A 22,527-nucleotide genomic window follows, 5' to 3' on the forward strand; every position below is an offset into this window, starting at 1 on the left:
TCCGAACGCCAGGGCCGCGCGGCGCCGCCGCGCCACCGAGAAGGGTCCATGGTACTACGGATCACCGCAATTTGCGGGCCATTTTGGGCGATCGTGTGAAGCCGGCTCAGCCCGGCAGCGGCCGCGCCGCCCACGCCTCCGTGTCGCGCCCGGTGATCTCGGCCGGGCCGGACGCGCCGGCGCGGGCGATCAGGACGGCGAGGTCGCGGCAGATGGCGGCGGCGATGCCGGGGCCCTCGTAGACGAAGCCGGTGTAGAGCTGCACGAGGTTCGCCCCCGCGGCGAGTTTTGCGAACGCGTCGGCGCCGGTGCGGACGCCGCCGACGCCGATGATCGGCAGCTCCGGGCCGACGAGGCGGCGCAGCCGGGCGAGCACGATGGTCGAGCGCAGGAACAGCGGCGTGCCGGAAAGCCCGCCGGCCTCGGCCGCGACCTTGCCGGAGACGCCGCCGCGCGACAGCGTCGTGTTGGTGGCGATCAGCCCGTCGGCGCGGCCGGCGAGCGCGACTTCGGCGACGTCGGCGAGGCCTTCGTCCGCCATGTCGGGGGCGATCTTGACGAGCACCGGCACCCGGCGCCCGCCGCCCGCCGCCACCGCGTCGCGCTCGGCGATCACGGCGGCGAGCAGCGCGCCGAGCGCGTCGCGCGCCTGCAGGTCGCGCAGGCCCGGCGTGTTGGGGGACGAAATGTTGACCGTGAAATAGGCGGCGTGGGCGGCAAAGGTGCGGATGCCGGCGACATAGTCGGCGACGCGGTCGGCGGCGTCCTTGTTGGCGCCGACGTTGACGCCGACGATGCCCGGCCGGCCGGCGCGGGCGGCGAGCCGGGCGAGACCCGCGGCGTGGCCGTCGTTGTTGAAGCCGAGCCGGTTGATCACCGCCCCGGCCTCGGGCAGGCGGAAGATGCGCGGGCGCGGGTTGCCGGCCTGCGGCCGCGGCGTCAGCGTGCCGACCTCGGTGAAGCCGAAGCCGAGCCGGAGCAGGGCGTCGGGCACCTCGGCGTTCTTGTCGAAGCCCGCCGCCATGCCGACCGGGTTGGGAAACTCAAGGCCGAGCAGCCGCACGGCGAGGCGCGGGTCGCGCACCGGCGTGACCGGCGGCGTCAGCCCGAGCTTCAGCGCCTTGATCGCGAGCCCATGCGCCGTCTCCGCCTCGACGAAGGGCATCATCGCCCGCTGCAGCTTACCCGAGAGGCTCATCGGGCAGCTCCCGCGTCGCCGAGCGGCGGGAACACGTGCCGCCCGTCGGGCCCCAGCGGCAGCGGCTTGACCCAGGCGACGGCGGCGAGATCGAGGGCGGCATAGAGATGCGGGAACAGCGCCCCGCCGCGCGACGGCTCCCAGACCGGCGCAGGATCGAGCCGGCCGGTGTCGACCGCGACCAGCACAAGATCGTCCCGCCCGGCAAAATGCTTCGCCGCCGTCTCCGCGACCTGCTCGGCGGTGGAGAAATGGATGTAGCCGTCGGCGAGGTCGACCGCGGCGCCGCGGAAGGAGCCGGCGGCCTCGGCGGCGCGCCATTCGGCGGCGCCGGCGATCTTGTAGATGATCGGATGCGCGGCGGTCATCGGGCTCCCCGTCGGCGACAATGGCTGTATCGCCCCGGCAATAGAGCATCCGCCGGGCGGCGCAAACCGGAAATCGGCGTCCCGGGGCCCTGTTCCGGCGTCTGCGCGGCACGATCATGCATCACGCCGTTTCCTTGTGCGCCGCGATGCCCCATAGTCGCGAACCGGCCGACCCCGATCGGCCGGATGTGACGCGAGGGCCTTGTTGGGCAAGACCGTGGCGACCCCAGTTCAGAATTCCATGCTGCGCGACCTCGACGAGCGTTCGCGCGAAATCTTCAAGCGCATCGTCGAGAGCTATCTCGACACCGGCGAACCGGTCGGGTCGCGCAATCTCGCCCGCATCCTGCCGATGGCGCTGTCGCCGGCCTCGGTGCGCAACGTGATGGCGGATCTCGAGCGTGCCGGCCTGATCTTCTCGCCGCACACCAGCGCCGGCCGGCTGCCGACCGACCGGGGCCTGCGCTTCTTCGTCGACGCGCTGCTCGAGGTTGGCGACCTCACCCGCGACGAGCGCTCCTCGATCGAGGCGCAGGTGCGCGCGGCCGGCTCGGGCAAGTCGATCGAGAGCGTGCTGACGGAAGCGAGCCAGCTGCTCTCCGGCCTGTCGCGCGGGGCGGGCGTCGTGCTCACCTCGAAGACCGACATGCTGCTGAAGCACATCGAGTTCGTCCGCATCGAGCCGACGCGCGGCCTCGTCGTGCTGGTCGGCGAGAACGGCATGGTCGAGAACCGGCTGATCGACCTGCCCGCCGGCCTGCCACCGGCCGCCCTCGTCGAAGCCGGCAACTATCTCAATGCCCTGATCCGCGGCCGCACCCTCGCCGATGTCCGCGGCGAACTCGAACGGCGCATGGCCGAGCAGCGCGCCGAGCTCGACGCGCTGACCCAGGCCGTCGTCGAGGACGGCCTCGCGAGCTGGTCGGCGGCGGGCGGCGGCCGGCCCGAAACGCTGATCGTGCGCGGCCGCGCCAACCTGCTCGAGGACCTCAAAGCCCTCGACGAACTCGAGCGCGTCCGGCTGCTGTTCGAGGACCTCGAGACCAACAAGGACCTGATCCAGTTGCTCGGCCTCGCCGACGCCGGCGACGGCGTGCGCATCTTCATCGGCTCGGAGAACAAGCTGTTCTCGATGTCCGGCTCGTCGCTGGTGCTCTCGCCCTACCGCGATGCCGAACAGCGCGTCGTCGGCGTGCTCGGCGTGATCGGCCCGACCCGGCTCAACTACGCCCGCATCGTGCCGATGGTCGACTACACCGCCAAGGTGGTCGGCCGGCTGATCGGCTGACGCGCCCGCTGCCCGTCCGCGGCGCGGTGCATCACGACCGCGTGAGCGCCGCGCTTGATTTTCCGCGCCCGAACCCTGATATGCCGGCTCAACCGATCAATCCGCGAGGGACGCGATGACCGACGAAACCGAGACCGACACGCCGGCGCCGGCCGAGGCCGCGACGAGTGCCACGGCCGACGCCATGGCCGCGCTGGAAGCGCAGGCGGCCGAGCTTCGCGAGCAGCTGCTGCGCACGCTCGCCGACATGGAAAACCTGCGCCGCCGCACCGAGCGCGAGATCAAGGACGCCCGGCAGTATGCCGTGACGGGCTTTGCCCGCGACATGCTGCAGGTCGGCGACAACCTGCGCCGCGCCCTCGACGCGCTGCCCGCGGATTCGCGCGCTGCCGCCGACCAGGCCGTGACGGCGCTGTTCGACGGCGTCGAGATGACCGAGCGCGGCCTGATCTCCACCCTCGAGAAGCACGGCGTGCGCAAGATCTCGCCGGCCGGCGAGAAGTTCGACCCGAACTTCCACCAGGCGATCTACGAGGTGCCGAACCCCGACGTCGTCGCCGGCACGGTGATGCAGGTGATGCAGGACGGCTATGTCATCGGCGACCGCGTGCTGCGGCCGGCGATGGTCGGCGTCGCCCGCGGCGGACCGAAGGTGGCGCCGGCGCCGGCGCCGGCCGACGCCCCGGCCGAAGCGCCGCGGGTCGACAAGACCGCCTGACGGCGCCGGAAGTGCGGGGCGGCGGGCGGCGGGCGGCTCAGTCGCCGCCACCGCCGTCTCCGCCGGAATCCCCGCAGTCGCTGTCGTGGCCCCAGAGGCCGAAGCCGCCGCTATCGCCGCTGCCGCCGCGACTGTCGTGCCGGCGGACCTTCGCCCGGTGCGCAATCTCGATCGCGACGATGCCGAGCGCCAGCGTCATGACGAAGGCGCCGACCGCGGCAAAGCCGATCACCACGGGGTCGTCGCCGAAGAGGTCGGAAATTCCGCCGCCGCCGACGGCCGCGAGCGCGGCGACGCCGGCCACCGCCAGCGCCGGCAGCCAGTTCGGCGGTGCCGGTCGCGCCATCCGGTCGTCTCGGCTGCTGGTCATGGCGCGTGCTCCGCTCGGCGGTCGAATCGGGTCGGACGGGGCGCCGGCGCTGGCCGGAGGGTCCGTGGCGGGCAACTTGCCTCCGCGACGGTTACCATCGGGTTCAGGCCGCCGCAGCGATTGCGCGGGGTGCGTGATCGGCGGGGCTGCCGATCGGGGACGGCCGCGCCGCGCCGGGCTTCACGCCGCCGTGAACCCGCGTCTTGCGGCCCCCATGCCCCCCGCCTATATAGCCGGCAAGGCACCGCGTTTCTGCCGCCCGGGGCTTGCCGGGCCGGATCGCGGACGTCACATGAACACCACTCGACCATGAACACCACTGGACCATGGGGACCGCCGGCGCGTCCGGCTCTTGTCCGGATGCCGTGAAGGCGGGTCCGGACGGTCTGCCGAAAGGAGAGATGAATATGGGCAAGGTAATCGGCATCGACCTCGGAACCACCAATTCCTGCGTCGCCGTCATGGACGGCAAGACGGCCAAGGTGATCGAGAACTCCGAAGGCGCCCGCACGACGCCGTCGATCGTCGCCTTCGCCGACGGCGCCGAGCGTCTCGTCGGCCAGCCGGCCAAGCGCCAGGCCGTCACCAACCCGACCAACACGATCTTCGCCGTGAAGCGCCTCATCGGCCGCCGCTACGAAGATCCGATGGTCGAGAAGGACAAGAAGCTCGTCCCCTACGACATCGTGAAGGGTGACAACGGCGACGCCTGGGTCGCGGCCGAAGGCAAGAAGTATTCTCCGTCGCAGATCTCGGCGATGGTGCTGCAGAAGATGAAGGAAACCGCCGAGGCCTACCTCGGCACCACGGTCGATCAGGCGGTCATCACCGTCCCGGCCTACTTCAACGACGCCCAGCGCCAGGCCACCAAGGACGCCGGCAAGATCGCCGGCCTCGAGGTGCTGCGCATCATCAACGAGCCGACCGCCGCGGCGCTCGCCTACGGCCTCGACAAGAACGACGGCAAGACGATCGCGGTCTACGACCTCGGCGGCGGCACCTTCGACATCTCGGTGCTCGAGATCGGCGACGGCGTGTTCGAGGTGAAGTCGACCAACGGCGACACCTTCCTCGGCGGCGAGGACTTCGACATGCGCCTCGTCAGCTACCTCGCCGACGAGTTCAAGAAGGACCAGGGCATCGACCTGCGCGGCGACAAGCTCGCCCTGCAGCGCCTGAAGGAAGCCGCCGAAAAGGCGAAGATCGAGCTGTCCTCGTCGTCGCAGACCGAGGTCAACCTGCCGTTCATCACGGCCGACGCCTCCGGCCCGAAGCACCTCGCGATCAAGCTCACCCGGGCGAAGTTCGAGGCGCTGGTCGACGATCTGGTGCAGCGCACGATCGAGCCCTGCAAGGCGGCCCTCAAGGACGCCGGCCTGTCGGCCTCGCAGATCGACGAAGTGGTGCTCGTCGGCGGCATGACCCGCATGCCGAAGATCCAGGAAGTCGTGAAGCAGTTCTTCGGCAAGGACCCGCACAAGGGCGTCAACCCGGATGAAGTCGTCGCCATGGGCGCCGCGATCCAGGCCGGCGTGCTGCAGGGCGACGTCAAGGACGTGCTGCTGCTCGACGTCACCCCGCTGTCGCTCGGCATCGAGACGCTCGGCGGCGTGTTCACGCGCCTGATCGACCGCAACACCACGATCCCGACCAAGAAGGGCCAGGTGTTCTCGACCGCCGAGGACAACCAGACCGCGGTGACGATCCGCGTGTTCCAGGGCGAGCGCGAGATGGCGGCCGACAACAAGATGCTCGGCCAGTTCGATCTCGTCGGTATTCCGCCGGCGCCGCGCGGCGTGCCGCAGGTCGAGGTCGCCTTCGACATCGACGCCAACGGCATCGTCAACGTCTCGGCGCGCGACAAGGGCACCGGCAAGGAGCAGCAGATCCGCATCCAGGCCTCGGGCGGCCTGTCGGACGCCGAGATCGAGAAGATGGTGAAGGACGCCGAGTCCAACGCCGCCGCCGACAAGAAGCGCCGCGAACTGGTCGAAGCCCGCAACCAGGGCGAGGCCATGGTGCACTCGACCGAGAAGTCGCTGGCTGAGTTCGGCGCCAAGGTCTCGGCCGCCGACAAGTCGGCGATCGAAACGGCGCTGGAGGACCTGAAGTCGAGCCTCACCGGCGACGACAGCGAGGCGATCCGCACCCGCACCGCGACCCTGTCGCAGGCGTCGATGAAGCTCGGCGAGGCGATGTACGCCGACAGCCAGGGCGGCGCGCAGCCGGCCCAGCCGACCGACGACGTGGTCGATGCCGACTTCGAAGAGGTCAAGGACGACGACCGCAAGAAGTCGGCCTGATCCTCGGGCACCAGGGTAGGAACCGGACGCGCGGTCGCGCGTCCGTCCAGGCGACGACGGCCCGGCGAAAGCCGGGCCGTTTTGCTTTTCAAAGACACGAGCCCCTTAAGGTTAACTTTCGATTCATGCCGGGACGGCCGGGCGGAACGCTGCGTTGATTGGCAAATCCGAAGGATCGGGACTAGGGTTTCTTTACGAAGTTGCCCCCAGATGGGCGGTCTCGATCCCGCCGTCGGAGTCGCTCGACCTTGCCGAAGCGCAGCACCCAGCATCTCTACGCCTTCGACGCCTGGCGGTTTCTCGCCGCGATGACGGTGATGCTGTATCATTTCCTGACCTATGATCCGGCGAGTGAAAGCTGGCTGCCGCAGATCGCGCTGGAATTGCAGCAGGTCGTCGACCTGTTCTTCCTGCTCTCCGGCCTCGTCATCATGACGAATTACGACACGTCGCTGCGCAGCCTCGGCGAAGTCCGGCATTTCCTCGTGCGCCGGCTGGCGCGGATCTATCCGCTGCACCTTCTGACGCTCGGCTTCTTCGTCGTCGTCGGCGTCGCCGGGGCGGCGGGGGTGATCACCCTCGGCAACCCCGACCGCTATGATTTCGCCTCGCTGCCGGCGCAGATCCTGCTGGTCAACGCCTGGGGCACGACGTCGAGCCTCACCTTCAACTACGTCTCCTGGTCGATCAGCGCCGAATGGATGGCCTATCTCGCCTTCCCGCTGCTCGCGCTCGGCTTCCGGCGCTACGGCCTCGCCGCCCTCGTCGCGGCGCTGCTCGCCGCCGTCGCGCTGCTCGAAACCCTCAGCATCACCCGGGTGATCCCGGATCCGAGCTGGATCGACACCACCACCTTCGGCGCCTATCGCGCGCTGCCCTCGTTCATCCTCGGCTGCATCGCCGCGGTGATCGTGCAGCGCTGGCGCCTGCCGGTGCGCTCGCTGGTGCCGGGCATCGCCGTGTTCCTCGCCACCTGCGTCGGCATGTTCGTCGCGCCCTCGCCCTATCTGGTGCTCGGCGGCTTTGCGATCGCCACGGTGCTCACCGCTTCGGCGGAGCTCAACAACCCCGATTGCGCGCGGCTCTTCCGCCCGGTGTCGATCCTCGGCCAGGCCGCCTTCGGCATCTACATGCTGCATCCGGTGGCGGGGGCGATCTTCATGGGTGGCTTCTGGCGCCGGCTGGTCGGGCCGCTCGAACTCGCCAACATCTACGTCTACATGGCGGTCGTCTCGGTCGGCGTCGTCGTCGCCGCGATCCTCAGCCTGCGCTACGTCGAGGCGCCGATGCGGCGGCTGATCAACCACCGCTTCGCCCCGTCGAAGAGCCTGCCGGCGGCCGCTGCGGCGTGACGCCGGGCGCATCCGGCAAATCCGGTTTCCACTTTTCCGCGTGATGCTGTAGAGCAGGGTCGCCGTCGCGGCGAGGTCGCGGCCGGCGCAGCCATGAACTCCGCCCGGTGCCGAACAGCCGGTGCGGGGCTTGTTGTGCGCGCCGCCGCCGCCCATCTCTCGCGGCATGGCCCGGTCCGCCGGCGCCCGACCCATGGACATCGCACAGGCATTCAATGAAGCGCGACTTTTACGAGATCCTCGGGGTCGAACGCACCGCGACGGACGCCCAGCTGAAAAGCGCGTTCCGCAAGCTCGCGATGCAGTTCCACCCCGACCGCAATCCCGGGAATGCCGAAGCCGAAGCGAAGTTCAAGGAGCTCAACGAGGCCTACGAGATCCTGAAAGAGCCGCAGAAGCGCGCCGCCTATGACCGCTTCGGCCACGCCGCCTTCGAGAACGGCGGCGGGCGCGGCCCCGGCCCGGGCGACTTCGGCGCGTCCATGGCGGATATCTTCGACGACATTTTCGGCGATTTCATGGGCGGTGGCCGGCGCGGCGGCGGCGGTCGCGGCGGCCGCGAGCGCGGCGCGGACCTGCGCTACAACCTCGAGATCACCCTCGAGGAGGCCTTCGGCGGCAAGACCGTCGAGATCGAGGTGCCGACCTCGATCACCTGTACCGTCTGCTCGGGCAGCGGCGCCAAGCCCGGCACCAGCCCGGTGACCTGCCGCACCTGCGGCGGCATCGGCAAGGTGCGCGCCAGCCAGGGCTTCTTCACCGTCGAGCGCACCTGCCCGACCTGCCAGGGCCGCGGCGAGACCATCGCCGACCCCTGCGGCAACTGCGGCGGCACCGGCCGCACCACGCAGGAGCGCACGCTGTCGGTCAACATCCCGGCCGGCATCGAGGACGGCACCCGCATCCGCCTCGCCGGCGAGGGCGAAGCGGGCCTGCGCGGCGGGCCGTCCGGCGACCTCTACATCTTCCTGTCGCTGAAGCCGCACGAGTTCTTCCAGCGCGACGGCGCCGACCTCTATTGCCGCGTGCCGATCTCGATGACCACGGCGGCGCTCGGCGGCTCGTTCGAGGTGCCGACCGTCGACGGCGGCAAGACGCGGGTGAAGGTGGCGGAAGGCTCGCAGACCGGGCGTCAGTTCCGCCTCAAGGGCCGCGGCATGCCGGTGCTGCGCTCCCCCCAGACCGGCGACATGTACATCACCGTCGTCGTCGAGACGCCGCAGAACCTCACCCGGCGCCAGCGCGACCTGCTGGAGGAGTTCGAGCGCGAATCCTCCTCCGACAACCACCCGGAATCGACCGGCTTCTTCGCCCGCGTGCGGGATTTCTTCGACGGCTTCGGCACCTGATGCGGCGCGGCCCCGCGCCGGAGCACTGAACGCGGGACGCGTGCGGTCGACATTCGCGCTCCCGGCCCTAAATTGAACTTTGCGAATCGGTCGCGGCCGGTTCGCGCCGCCGTCCGGCCACACTGGGGTGCGAGCGTCGCGGCATTCGGGGCGGCGGCACGGGCAGGCGATCTGCCCGGCGCGCCAAGGGAGTGGCTACATGCGGCACCAGACCCGGCGCGACGTCGCGCGCTTTCGGACCATGGTCGGCGATGAAGTCCGCTTCTTTCGCACCTGGATCGGCAAGCCGCTCACCACCGGAGCCGTCAGCCCCTCGGGGCGCTTCCTCGCCCGCGCCATGGCCGAGAAGGTCGATCCGGCCGGCACCGGCCCGGTGATCGAACTCGGCCCCGGCACCGGCGCCGTCACCCGCGCCCTCGCCGACCGCGGCATCGCCGCCAGCCGCATCGTCGCCATCGAATACAACGAGACCTTCGCGACGCTGCTGCACACGCGGTTTCCCGAGATCGAGATCGTCGTCGGCGACGCCTATGCGCTCGAGGCGACGCTGCCGGCGCTGGAGCCGGGCTCGGTGTCGGCCATCGTCTCCAGCCTGCCGCTGTTCACCCGCCCGCCGCTGGAACGCCGCCGGCTGATGGAGCAGGCGATGCGCCTGCTCGCCCCCGGCGCGCCGCTGATCCAGTTTTCCTACGCGCTCGTGCCCCCGGTTCCCCCCGTCGATGGCCGCTGGACGGTCGAGTGCAGCGACTGGATCCTGCGCAACCTGCCGCCCGCCCGCGTCTGGACCTATCGCGCCGCCGGCTGAGCGGCCGCGCCAGCCGGTCTCACCGCCAGATTCCGAGCCCTTCGGCCTCGGCCGCCGCGGCCGCGTCCCGTATCGCCTCGTCCGCGGCCGGCCCGGGCCGCGCCCAGCCGCGCGCCGCGAGCCAGGTCGCGAGATCGAAGCGGCCGACCGCGCAGGCCGTCAGCAGCGTGCGCTCGTCGTCGGCGAGTTCGGCCTGGGTGCAGAGCAGGTCGCGGCTGCCGATCAGGCGGGCGAGGTCGGCGCGCGCCTCGGCGCCGCAGCGCCAACTCGTGCCCGCCTTGTCGCGGCAGCTGTCGCCGAAGGCCGGCACCGCCACCCCCTCGATCGCGATCACCACCGGCTTGTCGTCGCGGATCGCCCGGATGCGGCTGCCGTCGACGACGATGACGCGGCGAAACCGCTCGCGCGGCGGCGGCGTCGGCGCGCGTGCGGCAGCCGGCACCTCGACCCGCTCCAGCGGCCCCGACAGCCGCGGCCCCGGCGTCAGGCCGAGGGGCGTCACGTCGCGCGCGCTGCCGGCCGGCGGCGTATAGGGGGGCGGAACGGCGAGGCGGCGGTTGACGGGCGGCGGCGCGACCACGGTGCGCCCGGGCGCCGGCGCCGCCCCTGCCGGCCCGGCGGCCGCCTCGGCGGCGTCCGCGGCAGGATCCGGGAGGATCGCCGTCGGCGGCACCAGCGTGAAATGCACCCAGAGGAACAGGCCGGCGGTGAGTGCGAGGCCGGCGGCGAGCGTGGCGATGCCCCGGCCGAGCCGGGCGAGCACGCCCCGCTCCGCCCGTTGCGTGCGCTGCCGCGCCACCGCTACTGGCTCGCCCAGAGGATGCGCGCCATCCATTCGACCTCGGCGACGTCGAAGGTTCGCTCCGGGTGCGCCGGATTGGCCGAGGCGAGTTCGATCAGGCGCGAGGTGCGGCGCGACAGGATCTTCGCCATCACCTCGCCGCCGCGGGTGCGCACCACCACCCGGTCGCCGCGCCGCACCTGCGCGCTCGGCGACACGATGATCATGTCGCCGTCGCGGTAGAGCGGCAGCATCGAATCGCCCATCACCTCGAGCGCGAACACCGCCTCGCCGCGCTCGCCGGGGAAGGCGACGGCGTCCCACGCGCCGGCGATCGGCATGCCGCCGCTGTCGAAGAATCCGCCGGCGCCGGCCTGGGCGAGGCCGATCAGCGGCACCGCGCTCTGCTGCGGCAGCATGTCGGCGCCCTTGCGCTCGCCGGCGAGCAGCCCGTAGAGCTCGTCGAGCCCCGCCCCCGTCGCCTCCAGCACCTTTGCGAGCGATTCGGTCGAGGGCCAGCGCGGCCGCCCGTCGGCCGACACCCGTTTCGACTTGTTGAAGGTGGTCGGATCGAGCCCGGCCTTCCGCGCGAGCGCCGAGGGGCTGAGCCCCGCCCGGGCGGCGAGCTGGTCGAACGCGAACCAGATCTGGTCGTGTGACAGCATCGAACGCACTCCCGCGAAAGGCCCGCGCCTGCGGCGCCGACGCGGATCGGTCGGCCGCACGAGGAATAAAATCGGATCGCCTAGACTTAGTCCGGGGCTTTATTCCTGTCCAGTCGCTGGCGGCGACAACCGGGCCGGCGCTCGGATCACGCTGACGCGGCCGGCCGGACGCCCGGGCTAACCAGCGCCCGGGGCGCGTGGCGCTTTACGGCCCCGGCCGGCTGTGTCTACAAGAGCGCCGAAATCCGAGAGACCTGAAAAGCGAGACCCCGTCATGCGTCCATCCCGCCGAGCTTTCGACGAGCTGCGCCCCGTCACGCTGGAGCGCGGCGTCTCGAAACACGCCGAAGGCTCCTGCCTCGTCAAGTTCGGCGACACCCACGTGCTGTGCACCGCGAGCCTCGAAGAGCGCGTGCCGCCGTGGCTGCGCGGCGGCGGCAAGGGCTGGGTCACCGCCGAATACGGCATGCTGCCGCGCTCCACCGGCGACCGCATGCGCCGCGAGGCCGCCGCCGGCAAGCAGTCCGGCCGCAGCCTGGAAATCCAGCGCCTGATCGGCCGCTCGCTGCGCGCCGTGGTCGACCTCGTCGCCCTCGGCGAGCGCCAGATCACCGTCGACTGCGACGTGATCCAAGCCGACGGCGGCACCCGCACCGCCGCGATCACCGGCGGCTTCGTCGCGCTGTCGGAATGCCTCGCCTGGATGCGCGCGCGCAACATGATCGGCGACAAGGTGCTGAAGGACCACGTCGCCGCCATTTCCTGCGGCATCTACAAGGGCACCCCGGTGCTCGACCTCGACTATGCCGAGGATTCCACCGCCGAGACCGACGCCAACTTCGTGATGACCGGGGCCGGCGGCATCGTCGAGATCCAGGGCACCGCCGAGGGCGCGCCGTTCTCCGAGGAGGAGTTCGCCGCGCTGATGGCGCTCGCCCGCGGCGGCATCGCCCAGCTCGTCGACCTGCAGAAGCTGACCGTCGCCTGAGGCGGGGCTGATCGCCACCCGGCGCAGGCCTTCACCAAAAACGCCGGCTCCCCTTCGAATTTCCTGCGCCGTTGCGCTATAGAGACGGCGCAACAAGGGACGCCAGCATGACCGAGACCAACGGAGCGCGCCGGATCGACGGCCGGCGCCTGCTCGTCGCCAGCCACAACAAGGGCAAGATCCGGGAACTCGAGTTCCTGCTCGGCGGCCTGAAGATGGACCTCGTCACCGCCGGCGAGCTCGGCCTGCCCGAGCCGCCGGAAACCGGCACCACCTTCGTCGAGAACGCCCGCATCAAGGCGCTGGCGGCGGCGACCGCCGCCGGCGAGGTGGCGCTCTCCGACGACAGCGGCCTCTGCGTCGAGGCGCTGGACGGCGCCCCCGGCGTCTACACCGCCGACTGGGCCGGGCCGGACCGCGACTGGGACCGCGCGATGCGCCTCGTCGAGGAAGAGCTGTTCAAGGTCGGCGCCCGGGCGCCCGAGCAGCGCCGGGCTCGGTTCGTCTCGCTGCTCTGCCTCGCCTGGCCGGACGGCCACACCCAGGAATATCTCGGCGAGCGCGAGGGCACCCTCGTCTGGCCGCCGCGCCGCGGCCCGATCGCCTATGGCTACGACCCGGTGTTCATGCCGGAGGGCGAGACGCGCACCTTCGGCGAGATGAACGCCGAGGAGAAGCACGGCTCGATCTGGGGCGCGCCCGGCCCGCTGTCGCACCGCGCCCGCTCGGTGGAGAAGCTCGTCGCCGCCGCCTTCCCGGAGGGCATCCGCCCGTGACCGCCGTAGCGCCGACCCTCGCCGCCGCATCGCCCGGCCTGCTCGTGCCGGGCACGCCGGAGGTCGGCTTCGGCGTCTACGTGCACTGGCCGTTCTGCGCCGCGAAGTGCCCCTACTGCGACTTCAACAGCCACGTCCGCCACGCGCCGCCGGACCAGCCGCGCTTTGCCGCCGCGCTCGTCCGCGAACTCCGCCACTTCGCCGAGCGCACCCCGGGGCGCACCGTCACCAGCATCTTCCTCGGCGGCGGCACGCCGTCGCTGATGGACCCGGCGACGGTCGCCACCATCCTCGATGCGATCGCCGGCGAATGGTCGGTGGCGGGCGATGTCGAGGTCTCGATGGAGGCGAACCCCTCCAGCGTCGAGGCGGAGCGCTTCCGCGGCTACCGCGCCGCCGGCGTCAACCGCCTGTCGCTCGGCGTGCAGGCGCTGAACGATACCGACCTCAAGGCGCTCGGCCGCCTGCACGACGCGACAACCGCGCTGAAGGCGATCGAGATCGCCCGCGCCACCTTCCCGCGGCTCTCCTTCGACCTGATCTACGCCCGGCCGCACCAGACGCCGGACGCCTGGGCGGCCGAACTCGACCGCGCCATCGGCCTCGCCGCCGACCACCTGTCGCTCTACCAGCTCACCATCGAGCCGGGCACGGCGTTCGCCGCGCTGCACGCCGCCGGCAAGCTCGAGGTGCCCGATCCGGATCTCGCCGCCGACCTCTACGCCGCGACGCAGGCGACCTGCGACGCGCGCGGCCTGCCGGCCTACGAGATCTCCAACCACGCCGTGCCCGGCGCCGAAAGCCGGCACAACCTGCTCTACTGGCGCTACGGCGAATATGTCGGCATCGGCCCCGGCGCGCACGGCCGCCTCGCCGCCGGCAACGGCCGCACCGGCACCGTCACCGAACGCAGCCCCGAGGACTGGCTCGCCAAGGTCGAGGCCGGCGGCCACGCCGTCGTCTTCGAGGAGGCGATCTGGGGTGAGACGGCGGGCGACGAGCTGCTGGTGATGGGCCTGCGCCTCGCCGAGGGCATCGACCCGGCGCGCTACGAGCGCCTCGCCGGCCGCCGTCTCGACGCCGGCCGCATCGCCGACCTGAAGCGGCACGGCATGGTCGAGGAGATCGCCGGCGGCCGGCTGCGCGCCACCCGCGACGGCTGGTTCGTGCTCGACGCCGTCGTCGCCGACATCGCCGCCTGAGGCGCACCTGCTCCGCGGAGGGGCGCGCCCTCAGGCGCCTGTGAACACCCGCGGCGCCGGCTGCACCAGGCGCGGCGCGGTGCCGGTCATCTCGTAGATCGCCAGGCCCCGGTCGTTGGTGCCGTCGGGCCGGAAACGGAACAGCCCGTTGATCGACGAGATGAAGCCCTGCGGGTTGGCGATCACCGCCCGGTCGAAGCGCCGCGGCCCGGCCTGGCGCACGAGGCCGCAGGCGAGCAGCACCGCATCATAGCCGAGCGTCGCCTTCGCAAACGGCTCCGCGCCGTAGAGCTGGCGATAGCGCGCGGTGAACGCGTTGAAGCGCTCGATCTCCGGCGCCGGGAACAGCCCGCCGGCGAGCGACGGCACGTTGAAGAGGGCCGGGTCGTTCCACTGGCCCGACCCGAGCAGGGTGAGCGGCGTGCCGCCCCCGGTGTTGAGCGCCGAGGCGAGCCCCGGCGCGATGCCGATGCCGTCCGGCATGAACACCGCATCCATCTGGCTGCGGTTGCCGGCGAGCGCCAGCGCTTTTGCCTGCATGTCGGCCGGCTGCGTCGAAAAGCGCTCGACCTGTACGATGCGCACGTTGTAGCGCGCCGCCGACTGGCGCAGCGCCGCCTCGGCCAGCGTGCCGGCCGCGCTGTCGCTGATCAGCGCGCCGACGGAGCGACGCCCCATGGCGGACGCTTGCGCCACCATCTGGGTGACCTCGTCGCCGATCAGGAAGCCCATGATGTAGACGCCGTTGCCGGCGACGCTCGGATCGGACGAGAAGGCGATCACCGGCACGTTGGCGGCGAGCGCCACGGGGGCAGCCCCGCGCACCTCGGCCGCGAAGAACGGGCCGAGGATCAGCTCCGCCCCTTCCGCGATCGCCTGCTGCGTCGCCGCCGCGGCGCCCTCGGCGGTGCCGCCCGAATCCTTGACGAGGATGGTGACGTCGGCACCCGCAAAATCGTTGAACGCCATCTGGCCGGCATTGCGCAAGGCGGTCGCGATCGAGGCGGCGTTGCCGCCCGCCGAGCGCGGGATCAGCAGCCCGATCCGTACGCTGCCCGAACCGATCGTCTCGCCGCTGCCGGTGACCGGGCCGGGCAGGGGGGCGCTGGTGATCGGCGGCGGTGCCAGCGGCGGCAGCGAGCCGCCGCGGTTGGGCACGCAGGCCGCGAGACCGGCGGCCATCACGCCGAGCGCGCCGCGCCGCGTCAGCCCGGCGATGCCGCCACCGGTCCGCCGCGCATCGGCCGCCGCGGCCTCGCGCGCTGTCGCCGCCTTGTCGAGATCCACCATCGCCGCCCGGCCTCCCGCCGCTCTGCCGTCCTACGACCGACCGGCGCCGCGAAAGGCGGGGCCGGTCGTGCCGATCCGCGTCCCGCTGCGCCGGCCGGCCGCCGCGGGACGAAATTGCGGCGGACGGCGGATCGGCGCGGCGTGCCTCGGCCGCGTATCTGCCTGTCCCCGTTCAATCAATGTCAATTCGGGCGGGATGGCAACAGCGGCGTGTGCAATGCGGCCGCCGCACCGCCGCCGCCGTGCCGCGCGCCGCGGCCGGCAGCGGCGTCGCCGCTCATTCCTCGATGAGGATGGTGCGGCAGATCTCGATGCCGAAGCCGCCGAGCCCGACATACTGCCGGTCCTGCGCGGTGATCAGCGCGATCGATTCGATGCCGAGATCGCGCAGGATCTGCGCGCCGACGCCGACCTCGCGCCAGCGCTGCATGCGCGACTTGGCGCTGCCGTGGTGCTCGCCGTCCTTGCCGTCGCCGCTTTCGCCGGTCGGGCCGGCCTGGTCCTCGAGCAGCTCGTCGGCGATCGGATTGCGCAGGAACATCAGCACGCCGCGGCCTTCGCCACGCTCGCGGATCGCCGCGACCGCGGTCTCGACCCAGTCCTTGCGGGTCGACGTGCGGCCGAACAGGTCGATCGCCGGCTGTTCGCGGTGGATCCGGCAGGGAATGTCGTCGCCGCCACGCACGTCGCCGAACACCGCCACGACGTGCTGCAGCGGATCGAACGGCGTCTGGTAGGCGTGCACGCGCGCCTTCATGCCGCCGATCACCATGTCGGCGCTGGCGGCGCGGGTGACGAAGCGCTCGGTCCGGATCCGGTAGGCGATCAGATCCTCGATCGTGATGATCTTAAGCTTGTGCTCTTTCGCAAAAGCCAGCAGCTCCGGCAGCCGCTTCACGGTGCCGTCGTCGTTGACCACCTCGGCCAGCACGCCGACCGCCTCGAGCCCGGCGAGCCGGGCGAGGTCGACGGCGGCTTCCGTGTGGCCCGAGCGGGTCAGTACGCCGCCGCCGCGCGCGATCAGCGGGAAGACGTGGCCGGGGCGGAGGAAATCGTTCGCCTGCGCATTGTCGTTGGCGAGCGCCCGCACCGTGTTGGTGCGCTCGTCGGCCGAGATGCCGGTCGTCATGCCGATCTTGTAGTCGACGCTGACGGTGAAGGCCGTGCGCATCGGATCGAGGTTGTTCGCGACCATCGGCGGCAGGTTGAGCCGGTCGGCGCGGTCGCCGGTCATCGGCGCGCAGATGATGCCGCTGGTGTGGCGCACCATGAAGGCCATCGCCTCGGCCGTGGCGCGCGAGGCGGCCATGATCAGGTCGCCCTCGTTCTCGCGATCGGTGTCGTCGACCACGACGACCAGTTCACCGCGGGCGATCGCATCGATCGCGGCTTCGATCTTGTCAAGTTGCATCGAAAGACAATCCAGGCTGTCCAGCGGCGGTCATGCGCCGGCTGGTGGTCGCCGGGCGGAGCGGGCGACGGGAAAGACGGGCGTACGAGACCTTCTAGACCCGGGGGACGCGGCGATCAATCCGGGCGGCGCGAGTCGGGGGGCGGGCGAGCGCTGCCGCGGCAGACGACGGCCGCACGCCACCCCCGCGGCCGGACCCGCCCCCGCTAGTTCCCCGGCGGCGCCACCTCGCCGAGCGAGGCCGTCAGCGTCCGCATCGCCCCGCGCAGCGCGTCGGGCTGCAGCGGTTTGGCGAGCCAGGCGTCGAACAGGTCGGCCTCGGCGCGGGCGTGGCGCTCGGCCATCAGGTCGGCGGTGAGCGCGACGATCGGCGTCCGCCGGCCCATGTGCCCGGCCTCGAAGGCGCGGATGCGCCGCGCCGCCTCGAAACCGTCCACCTCGGGCATGTGGAGGTCCATGAACACGATGTCGAACCCGCCCGGCGCCGCGTCCTCGACCGCGGCCACGGCGTGGCGCCCGTCGCCGGCGACGACCACTTGGTGGCCGAGCTTCTCGATCAGGCCGCGGCCGAGCAGGGCGTTGATCTCGTTGTCGTCGCAGAGCAACACCCGGCGCGCCGCCATCGGCTCGGCCGAGGCCGGCGCCGCGACGAGGTCGGCGGCCGGCTCGAAATCGGTCTCGCCGAGCAGGCTGCGCACGGCGCGCAGCAGCGAGGCGGTCCGCACCGGCTTGACGAGATAGGCCCCATAGCCCGCCTCCATCAGGCCGGGCAGTTCGGAGCGGCCGCGGGGGTCGATCATGATGCCGACCGGCGCCACCGTGACCGTACGGACGCGCTCGATCAGCGCCAGCGGGTCGCCAGCGCCCGAATCGACCAGCACGACGTCGACGTCGCGCCGCCCGACCAGCCCGGCTTCCAGCTCCTGCTGCGTCAGCAGCAGCACGTCCGCGCCGTGGTCGAACAGCCGGCGCAGCACCAGCGGCCCCTCGATCAATGCATGCGAGACGAGGGCGACCAGCCGTCCGCCGAGCAGCTGCGGCTCCGGATGCAGCGCCGGCACCGCCGGACGCGCCGGTGCCGGCATCGCCGCGAACGCCGCGACGCCGCCGTCGCCGGGCGCGTCACCGCGCGCGTCGAGGCGCCCTTCGGCGATGGCGCGGGCGAGCAGGTGCTGGGCGTGGCGGGCGCCGCCGATCGGTGGTGCCGCGACCACCGCGGGCGGCGGCGCCGGCAGCGCGGCGAGATCCGCGTCGGCGGCGATTTCGAAGGAGAAGCAGGCACCGGCGCCGACGGCCGAATCGAGCCGGATCTCGCCGCCCATCAGCCGCACCAGCCGCCGGGCGATCGCAAGGCCGAGGCCGGTGCCGCCGAAGGCCCGCGCCGGGCCGGGATCGGCCTGCTCGAACTCGCGGAAGATCCGCTCGGCGTCGGCGTCGTCGACCCCGATCCCGGTGTCGCGCACCTGGAACAGCAGCCGGATCCGGTTCGGGGCCGAATCGTCGCGGCGCAGCACCTCGATGGCGACGCCGCCCTCGGCGGTGAACTTGATGCCGTTGCCGATCAGATTGAACAGCACCTGCCGCAGCCGCACCGGATCGAGCATGACCGCGCCGCCGAGCTTCGGGTCGACATAGGCGGCGAGCTCGATGCCCTTGGCATAGGCGCGCGGCGCCAGCAACTCGCAGAGCTGCTCGACGGTTGCCGCGACGTCGGTCGATTCCGGCACGAGGTCGAGCCGTCCCGCCTCGATCTTCGAGAAGTCGAGCAGGTCGTCGATCAGCAGCAGCAGCGCGTCGCCCGAGGTCTCGATCGCCTTGGCATAGGTCATCTGCTCGGAGGTGAGCGCCGTCTGCTGCAAAAGGTTGGTCATCCCGAGGATGCCGTTCAGCGGCGTGCGGATCTCGTGGCTCACCATCGCGAGGAAGCGCGACTTGGCGTCGCTCGCCGCCTCGGCCTGGTCGCGCGCGATCGACAGCGCCGCCTCGGTCGCCTTGCGCTCGGTGACGTCGCGGCCGATGCTCTGGATCACGCCGCCGTCGCGCTCGTCGACCGTGGTCTCGGTCCACGACAGCCAGCGCGTGCCGAGCGCCGTGTCGACGGGAATGTCCCGGGCCGGCAGGCTGCGCCGCGCCGCCTCGCGTCCGCCGCGCTCGCCGCCGTCGCCGGCTTCCGCCAGTTCGCCGCCGAGCAGCGTGAACAGCGAGCGGCCGGCCACCTCGGCCGCATCGAGGCCGAACAGTTGTGCAAAGGCGCCGTTGGCATCGAGGATCTCGCCGGCACGGGTCCGGTGCACCACCGCATCGCCGGATGCCGCGACGACGCTGGCGAGATGGGCCTCGCGGTCGCGCACCTCCCAGAGTTCGTCGGTCACCCGCTCGAGCGCCTCGCGCGACGCATCCCGCGCCTGCCGCGCGGCGACCAGCGCCCGCGCCAGCCGTCGCACCGCCAGCCAGACCGCCACGGCGCCGGCGACGGCACAGAACACCGCCCCGGCGAGCAGGCCGGACACGGGCGCGGGGCCGCTGCTGCGGGCAAGCCACGGGGCGAGGATCAGGACGACAGCCGCCACCAGCAGCCCGGAACCGAGGGCGATCGATCCGATCCGCCGCACCGCCCCGTGGTCGGCGTCCGCCACCGGCAATGGCTGCTGCGCGGCCGCGGTGCTGCCGTCCGGCGCGCCAGCGGACCGCCGGCCCACCGCGGACGCCGCTTGCCCCGACCCGCCGGCCACGGTCGCTTCCGGTTCGGGGCCCGGCGCCTGTCCGTTCCGCGTCATCGGCTCGCCGGCGTGCGGCGTCCGCCAAGATTCCATTGCCTGTGGTCCCGCCTTGGGCGGCCGGCCGGCCGCGCTTCGGGCGGTAGCATGCACGCGGTCCCTTGCGATTCCCTTGCGCCCGGCAATCGGTTTCCCGGCCGGCGCGCGGCCAGGCCGGCCGTTCGCGGTGGCGAAGTTCCCGGTGGCGGCCAGGCGCGGCATCGCGACCTCCCTTCGGATCCGGTCAGGCCGCGTTCGCGACCCGCTCTTCGGTGGGGCGATAGGCGAGCGCCTCCGCGATGTGCAGACGGTTGATCGTCTCCGCCCCGTCGAGATCGGCGAGCGTGCGCGCGACGCGCAGCACGCGGTGATAGCCGCGCGCCGACAGCCGCATCGCCTCGGCCGCGTCGCGCAGCAACTGGCCGGCGGAGCGATCCGGCCGGGCGATCTCCTCGATCACCCGCGACGGCACGGTCGCGTTGGTCAGCACCTCCGGAATGCCGAGCGCGGCGAAGCGGGCCGACTGCACGCCCCGCGCGGCGGCGACCCGCGCCGCGACCACGGCCGAGCCCTCCGCGGGCGGCGGGCGCTGCAGGTCGGCCGCGGAGACCGCCCCCACCTCGACGTTGAGGTCGATCCGGTCGATCAGCGGCCCCGACAGCCGGGCGCGGTAGTCGCCGGCGCAGCGGTCGCCGCGGCGGCAGGTGAAGCCCGGCGTTCCGGCGAGACCGCACCGGCACGGGTTCATCGCGGCGATCAGCTGGAAGCGGGCGGGATAGGTGACGCGGTGGTTGGCGCGCGCGATCACCACGTCGCCGGTCTCGAGCGGCTGGCGCAGGCTGTCGAGGACCGCGGGGTTGAATTCCGGCAACTCGTCGAGGAACAGCACGCCATTGTGCGCCAGCGAAATCTCGCCCGGCCGCGCCCGCAGCCCGCCGCCGACCAATGCCGCCATCGAGGCGGAATGGTGCGGCGCGCGAAACGGCCGCCGGTCCGACAGCCGGCCGTCGGCGATCAGCCCGGCGATCGAGGCGATCATCGAGATCTCGAGCAGTTCGCGCGGCGCCAGCGCCGGCAGGATCGACGGCAGTCGCCGGGCGAGCATCGATTTGCCGGAGCCGGGCGGACCGACCATCAGCAGATTGTGCCCGCCGGCGGCGGCGATCTCCAGCGCCCGCTTCGCCATCTCCTGGCCCTTGACGTCGGCGAGGTCGGGCAGGTCCGCCGGGCTGTCGCCGCGGCGCGGCTCAGGGCGCGACAGCACCTGGGTGCCCTTGAAGTGGTTGGCGATCGCGATCAGGCTCATCGGGGCGAGGATCGCCATCTCGGCATCGGCCCAGGCGGCCTCGCTGCCGCAATCGCGCGGGCAGACGAGGCCCTTGCCCTGCGCGTTGGCGGCGATCGCCGCCGGCAGCACGCCGGCGACCTGCGAGATGGTGCCGTCGAGCGCGAGCTCACCGAGCACGAGGAACTCCTCGAGGGCATCGGCCGGCAGCGCGCCGATCGCCGCCATCAGCCCGAGCGCGATCGGCAGGTCGTAGTGCGAGCCTTCCTTGGGGAGGTCGGCAGGGGCGAGGTTCACCGTGATGCGGCGGGCGGGCAGGGCGAGGCCCGATGCGGTCAACGCCGCCCGGATCCGCTCCCGGCTTTCGGCCACCGCCTTGTCGGCGAGCCCGACGATGGTGAAGGCCGGCATGCCCGGCGCCACGTGCACCTGGACGTCGACCCGCACCGCGTCGACGCCCTGGAAGGCAACCGTCGTCACCCGCGAAACCATGAGCCCACCCCCCGATGTTCCAGCCGCCATTCACTCTTGCACAACCCTGCGATGCGTGCAAGAACAGGAAGGGAACAAAAGAGGGGATTATGTTCCAGATCGCCGAGGCGTCACGGGTCCGGATCGGGGTGTGGGTCGTCGCCTTGCTGCGCCGGGCCGTGTCAGCTGCGTTTGGCTTCGATCGCGTCCCAGATCAGCGCCGCGATGTCCGGGCCGCCGAGCCGGCGGATGGCGCGCAGGCCGGTCGGGGACGTCACGTTGATCTCGGTAAGATTGCCGCCGATCACGTCGATGCCGACGAAGATCAGGCCGCGGCGCTTCAGCTCCGGCCCGATCGTCTCGCAGATCTCGCGCTCGCGCTCGGTGAGCGCCGTGGTCTCGGCCGCGCCGCCGCGCACCATGTTGGAGCGCAGGTCGTCGGGCGCCGGCACGCGGTTGACCGCGCCGGCAAAAACGCCGTCGACGAGGATGATGCGCTTGTCGCCCGCGCGCACCGCCGGCAGGTAGCGCTGCACCACCCAGGGCTCGCGCGACATCGCGCCGAAGAGGTCCATCATCGAGCCGAAGTTCTCGTCCTCGGGCCGGAGGCGAAACACGCCCTGGCCGCCGTTGCCGTAGAGCGGCTTCACGACGATATCGCCGTAGGTCTTGCGGAAGGCGCGGATCTCCGCGACGTCGCGGGTGATCAGCGTTTCCGGCATCAATTGCGGGAAGCTCATCACGAAGAGCTTTTCCGGTGCGTTGCGCACATGCGCCGGATCGTTCACCACCAGCGTCTTCGGATGGATCGTTTCCAGCATGTGCGTCGTCGTCACATAGCCCATGTCGAACGGCGGGTCCTGGCGCAACAGCACCACGTCGACGGTGGCAAGGTCGGTGACCGCCGCCGCGCCGAGCGTGAAATGATCGCCGGCGACGTCGCGCACGGCGAGCTCCTCCAGCGGCGCGGTCAGGCGCCCGCCGTGCAGCGACAGCTGCTCGGGCGTGTAGTGCAGCAGCCGGTGCCCGCGCCGCTGCGCCTCGAGCAGCAGCGCGAAGGTGGAATCGCCGGCGATCTTGATGCCGGCGATGTGGTCCATCTGGACGGCGACGGTGAGGGACATCGGTATCGGACCTCGGCGGGGAAAGGG

General features: G+C 71.9%; 18 protein-coding genes and 1 pseudogene. 9 read left to right on the top strand and 10 right to left on the bottom strand.

Annotated elements, in window-relative coordinates; translation table 11 throughout:
• Window positions 1-106: 106 nt before the first annotated feature.
• On the bottom strand, window positions 107-1,198 hold the full coding sequence (locus I5731_RS06085) for a quinone-dependent dihydroorotate dehydrogenase (RefSeq protein ID WP_197310484.1): 1,092 nt from the start codon (window positions 1,196-1,198) through the stop codon (window positions 107-109).
• Window positions 1,195-1,566: a DUF952 domain-containing protein gene (locus I5731_RS06090; RefSeq protein WP_197310485.1), complete on the bottom strand. Its 372-nt coding sequence runs from the start codon at window positions 1,564-1,566 to the stop codon at window positions 1,195-1,197. The genes I5731_RS06085 and I5731_RS06090 overlap by 4 nt, the downstream gene beginning before the upstream one ends.
• 241 nt (window positions 1,567-1,807) lie before the next feature.
• Between I5731_RS06090 and hrcA the strand changes: the two genes are divergently transcribed.
• A complete protein-coding gene (gene hrcA / locus I5731_RS06095; protein ID WP_197310588.1) occupies window positions 1,808-2,854 on the top strand; it encodes a heat-inducible transcriptional repressor HrcA in 1,047 nt (348 codons plus the stop codon).
• 91 nt (window positions 2,855-2,945) lie between these two features.
• A pseudogene (gene grpE, locus I5731_RS06100) lies at window positions 2,946-3,572 on the top strand (nucleotide exchange factor GrpE); the annotation flags it as partial.
• A gap of 37 nt (window positions 3,573-3,609) precedes the next feature.
• On the opposite strand, the gene I5731_RS06105 reads toward grpE, so the two are convergent.
• Window positions 3,610-3,942, bottom strand: a complete 333-nt coding sequence (locus I5731_RS06105; RefSeq protein WP_197310487.1) for a hypothetical protein — start codon at window positions 3,940-3,942, stop codon at window positions 3,610-3,612.
• Between the two features lie 407 nt (window positions 3,943-4,349).
• Here I5731_RS06105 and dnaK point away from each other — a divergent pair, with 407 nt between their 5' ends.
• The 4 genes from dnaK to I5731_RS06125 all read left to right on the top strand — a co-directional run bounded on the left by dnaK (window position 4,350) and on the right by I5731_RS06125 (window position 9,751).
• Window positions 4,350-6,245, top strand: coding sequence for a molecular chaperone DnaK (gene dnaK, locus I5731_RS06110; RefSeq protein WP_197310488.1), 1,896 nt, complete (start codon window positions 4,350-4,352; stop codon window positions 6,243-6,245).
• Window positions 6,246-6,493: 248 nt separating this feature from the next.
• Window positions 6,494-7,597 (top strand): acyltransferase family protein, encoded by a 1,104-nt coding sequence (locus I5731_RS06115; RefSeq protein ID WP_197310489.1) that lies wholly within the window; start codon window positions 6,494-6,496, stop codon window positions 7,595-7,597.
• Between the two features lie 215 nt (window positions 7,598-7,812).
• Complete coding sequence (dnaJ, locus tag I5731_RS06120) at window positions 7,813-8,946, top strand: molecular chaperone DnaJ (protein WP_197310490.1); 1,134 nt, start codon at window positions 7,813-7,815, stop codon at window positions 8,944-8,946.
• A 199-nt stretch (window positions 8,947-9,145) separates the two neighbouring features.
• Window positions 9,146-9,751 (top strand): class I SAM-dependent methyltransferase, encoded by a 606-nt coding sequence (locus I5731_RS06125; RefSeq protein WP_197310491.1) that lies wholly within the window; start codon window positions 9,146-9,148, stop codon window positions 9,749-9,751.
• Between the two features lie 19 nt (window positions 9,752-9,770).
• Here I5731_RS06125 and I5731_RS06130 read toward each other — a convergent pair whose 3' ends face one another.
• Together I5731_RS06130 and I5731_RS06135 are read right to left on the bottom strand one after the other, a co-directional pair.
• Entirely contained in the window at window positions 9,771-10,514 is a 744-nt protein-coding gene (locus I5731_RS06130) for a thermonuclease family protein (protein WP_197310492.1), read from the bottom strand.
• Between the two features lie 38 nt (window positions 10,515-10,552).
• Window positions 10,553-11,197 carry a S24 family peptidase gene (locus I5731_RS06135; protein ID WP_197310493.1) on the bottom strand — a complete coding sequence of 215 codons (645 nt, stop codon included), beginning with the start codon at window positions 11,195-11,197 and terminating at the stop codon, window positions 10,553-10,555.
• Window positions 11,198-11,471: 274 nt separating this feature from the next.
• On the opposite strand from I5731_RS06135, the gene rph reads away from it, so the two are divergent.
• The 3 genes from rph to hemW all read left to right on the top strand — a co-directional run bounded on the left by rph (window position 11,472) and on the right by hemW (window position 14,163).
• Entirely contained in the window at window positions 11,472-12,185 is a 714-nt protein-coding gene (rph, locus tag I5731_RS06140; protein WP_197310494.1) for a ribonuclease PH, read from the top strand.
• A gap of 107 nt (window positions 12,186-12,292) precedes the next feature.
• Window positions 12,293-12,961, top strand: coding sequence for a non-canonical purine NTP pyrophosphatase (locus tag I5731_RS06145; RefSeq protein WP_197310495.1), 669 nt, complete (start codon window positions 12,293-12,295; stop codon window positions 12,959-12,961).
• A gap of 44 nt (window positions 12,962-13,005) precedes the next feature.
• Complete coding sequence (hemW, locus tag I5731_RS06150; protein WP_197310589.1) at window positions 13,006-14,163, top strand: radical SAM family heme chaperone HemW; 1,158 nt, start codon at window positions 13,006-13,008, stop codon at window positions 14,161-14,163.
• Window positions 14,164-14,193: 30 nt separating this feature from the next.
• On the opposite strand, the gene I5731_RS06155 is transcribed toward hemW, so the two are convergent.
• The 5 genes from I5731_RS06155 to gshB all read right to left on the bottom strand — a co-directional run bounded on the left by I5731_RS06155 (window position 14,194) and on the right by gshB (window position 22,500).
• Window positions 14,194-15,453: a penicillin-binding protein activator gene (locus I5731_RS06155; protein ID WP_197310496.1), complete on the bottom strand. Its 1,260-nt coding sequence runs from the start codon at window positions 15,451-15,453 to the stop codon at window positions 14,194-14,196.
• A 277-nt stretch (window positions 15,454-15,730) separates the two neighbouring features.
• Window positions 15,731-16,864, bottom strand: a complete 1,134-nt coding sequence (gene ribB, locus I5731_RS06160) for a 3,4-dihydroxy-2-butanone-4-phosphate synthase (protein WP_197310497.1) — start codon at window positions 16,862-16,864, stop codon at window positions 15,731-15,733.
• Window positions 16,865-17,070: 206 nt separating this feature from the next.
• Complete coding sequence (locus I5731_RS06165) at window positions 17,071-19,500, bottom strand: PAS domain-containing hybrid sensor histidine kinase/response regulator (RefSeq protein WP_197310498.1); 2,430 nt, start codon at window positions 19,498-19,500, stop codon at window positions 17,071-17,073.
• A 364-nt stretch (window positions 19,501-19,864) separates the two neighbouring features.
• Entirely contained in the window at window positions 19,865-21,397 is a 1,533-nt protein-coding gene (locus I5731_RS06170; protein ID WP_197310499.1) for a YifB family Mg chelatase-like AAA ATPase, read from the bottom strand.
• A gap of 161 nt (window positions 21,398-21,558) precedes the next feature.
• On the bottom strand, window positions 21,559-22,500 hold the full coding sequence (gshB, locus tag I5731_RS06175; RefSeq protein WP_197310500.1) for a glutathione synthase: 942 nt from the start codon (window positions 22,498-22,500) through the stop codon (window positions 21,559-21,561).
• Between the last annotated feature and the right edge of the window lie 27 nt (window positions 22,501-22,527).

The organism is Methylobrevis albus, assembly GCF_015904235.1.
GTDB classification, from domain to species: Bacteria; Pseudomonadota; Alphaproteobacteria; order Rhizobiales; family Pleomorphomonadaceae; genus Methylobrevis_A; species Methylobrevis_A albus.

Excerpts from the sequence above, each read along its gene's own strand:
- I5731_RS06085 (WP_197310484.1), bottom strand. The coding sequence starts at position 1,198 with ATGAGCCTCTCGGGTAAGCTGCAGCGGGCGATGATGCCCTTCGTCGAG.
- I5731_RS06090 (WP_197310485.1), bottom strand. The coding sequence starts at position 1,566 with ATGACCGCCGCGCATCCGATCATCTACAAGATCGCCGGCGCCGCCGAA.
- hrcA (WP_197310588.1), top strand. The coding sequence starts at position 1,808 with ATGCTGCGCGACCTCGACGAGCGTTCGCGCGAAATCTTCAAGCGCATC.
- I5731_RS06105 (WP_197310487.1), bottom strand. The coding sequence starts at position 3,942 with ATGACCAGCAGCCGAGACGACCGGATGGCGCGACCGGCACCGCCGAAC.
- dnaK (WP_197310488.1), top strand. The coding sequence starts at position 4,350 with ATGGGCAAGGTAATCGGCATCGACCTCGGAACCACCAATTCCTGCGTC.
- dnaJ (WP_197310490.1), top strand. The coding sequence starts at position 7,813 with ATGAAGCGCGACTTTTACGAGATCCTCGGGGTCGAACGCACCGCGACG.
- I5731_RS06125 (WP_197310491.1), top strand. The coding sequence starts at position 9,146 with ATGCGGCACCAGACCCGGCGCGACGTCGCGCGCTTTCGGACCATGGTC.
- I5731_RS06135 (WP_197310493.1), bottom strand. The coding sequence starts at position 11,197 with ATGCTGTCACACGACCAGATCTGGTTCGCGTTCGACCAGCTCGCCGCC.
- rph (WP_197310494.1), top strand. The coding sequence starts at position 11,472 with ATGCGTCCATCCCGCCGAGCTTTCGACGAGCTGCGCCCCGTCACGCTG.
- I5731_RS06145 (WP_197310495.1), top strand. The coding sequence starts at position 12,293 with ATGACCGAGACCAACGGAGCGCGCCGGATCGACGGCCGGCGCCTGCTC.
- I5731_RS06155 (WP_197310496.1), bottom strand. The coding sequence starts at position 15,453 with ATGGTGGATCTCGACAAGGCGGCGACAGCGCGCGAGGCCGCGGCGGCC.
- ribB (WP_197310497.1), bottom strand. The coding sequence starts at position 16,864 with ATGCAACTTGACAAGATCGAAGCCGCGATCGATGCGATCGCCCGCGGT.
- I5731_RS06170 (WP_197310499.1), bottom strand. The coding sequence starts at position 21,397 with ATGGTTTCGCGGGTGACGACGGTTGCCTTCCAGGGCGTCGACGCGGTG.
- gshB (WP_197310500.1), bottom strand. The coding sequence starts at position 22,500 with ATGTCCCTCACCGTCGCCGTCCAGATGGACCACATCGCCGGCATCAAG.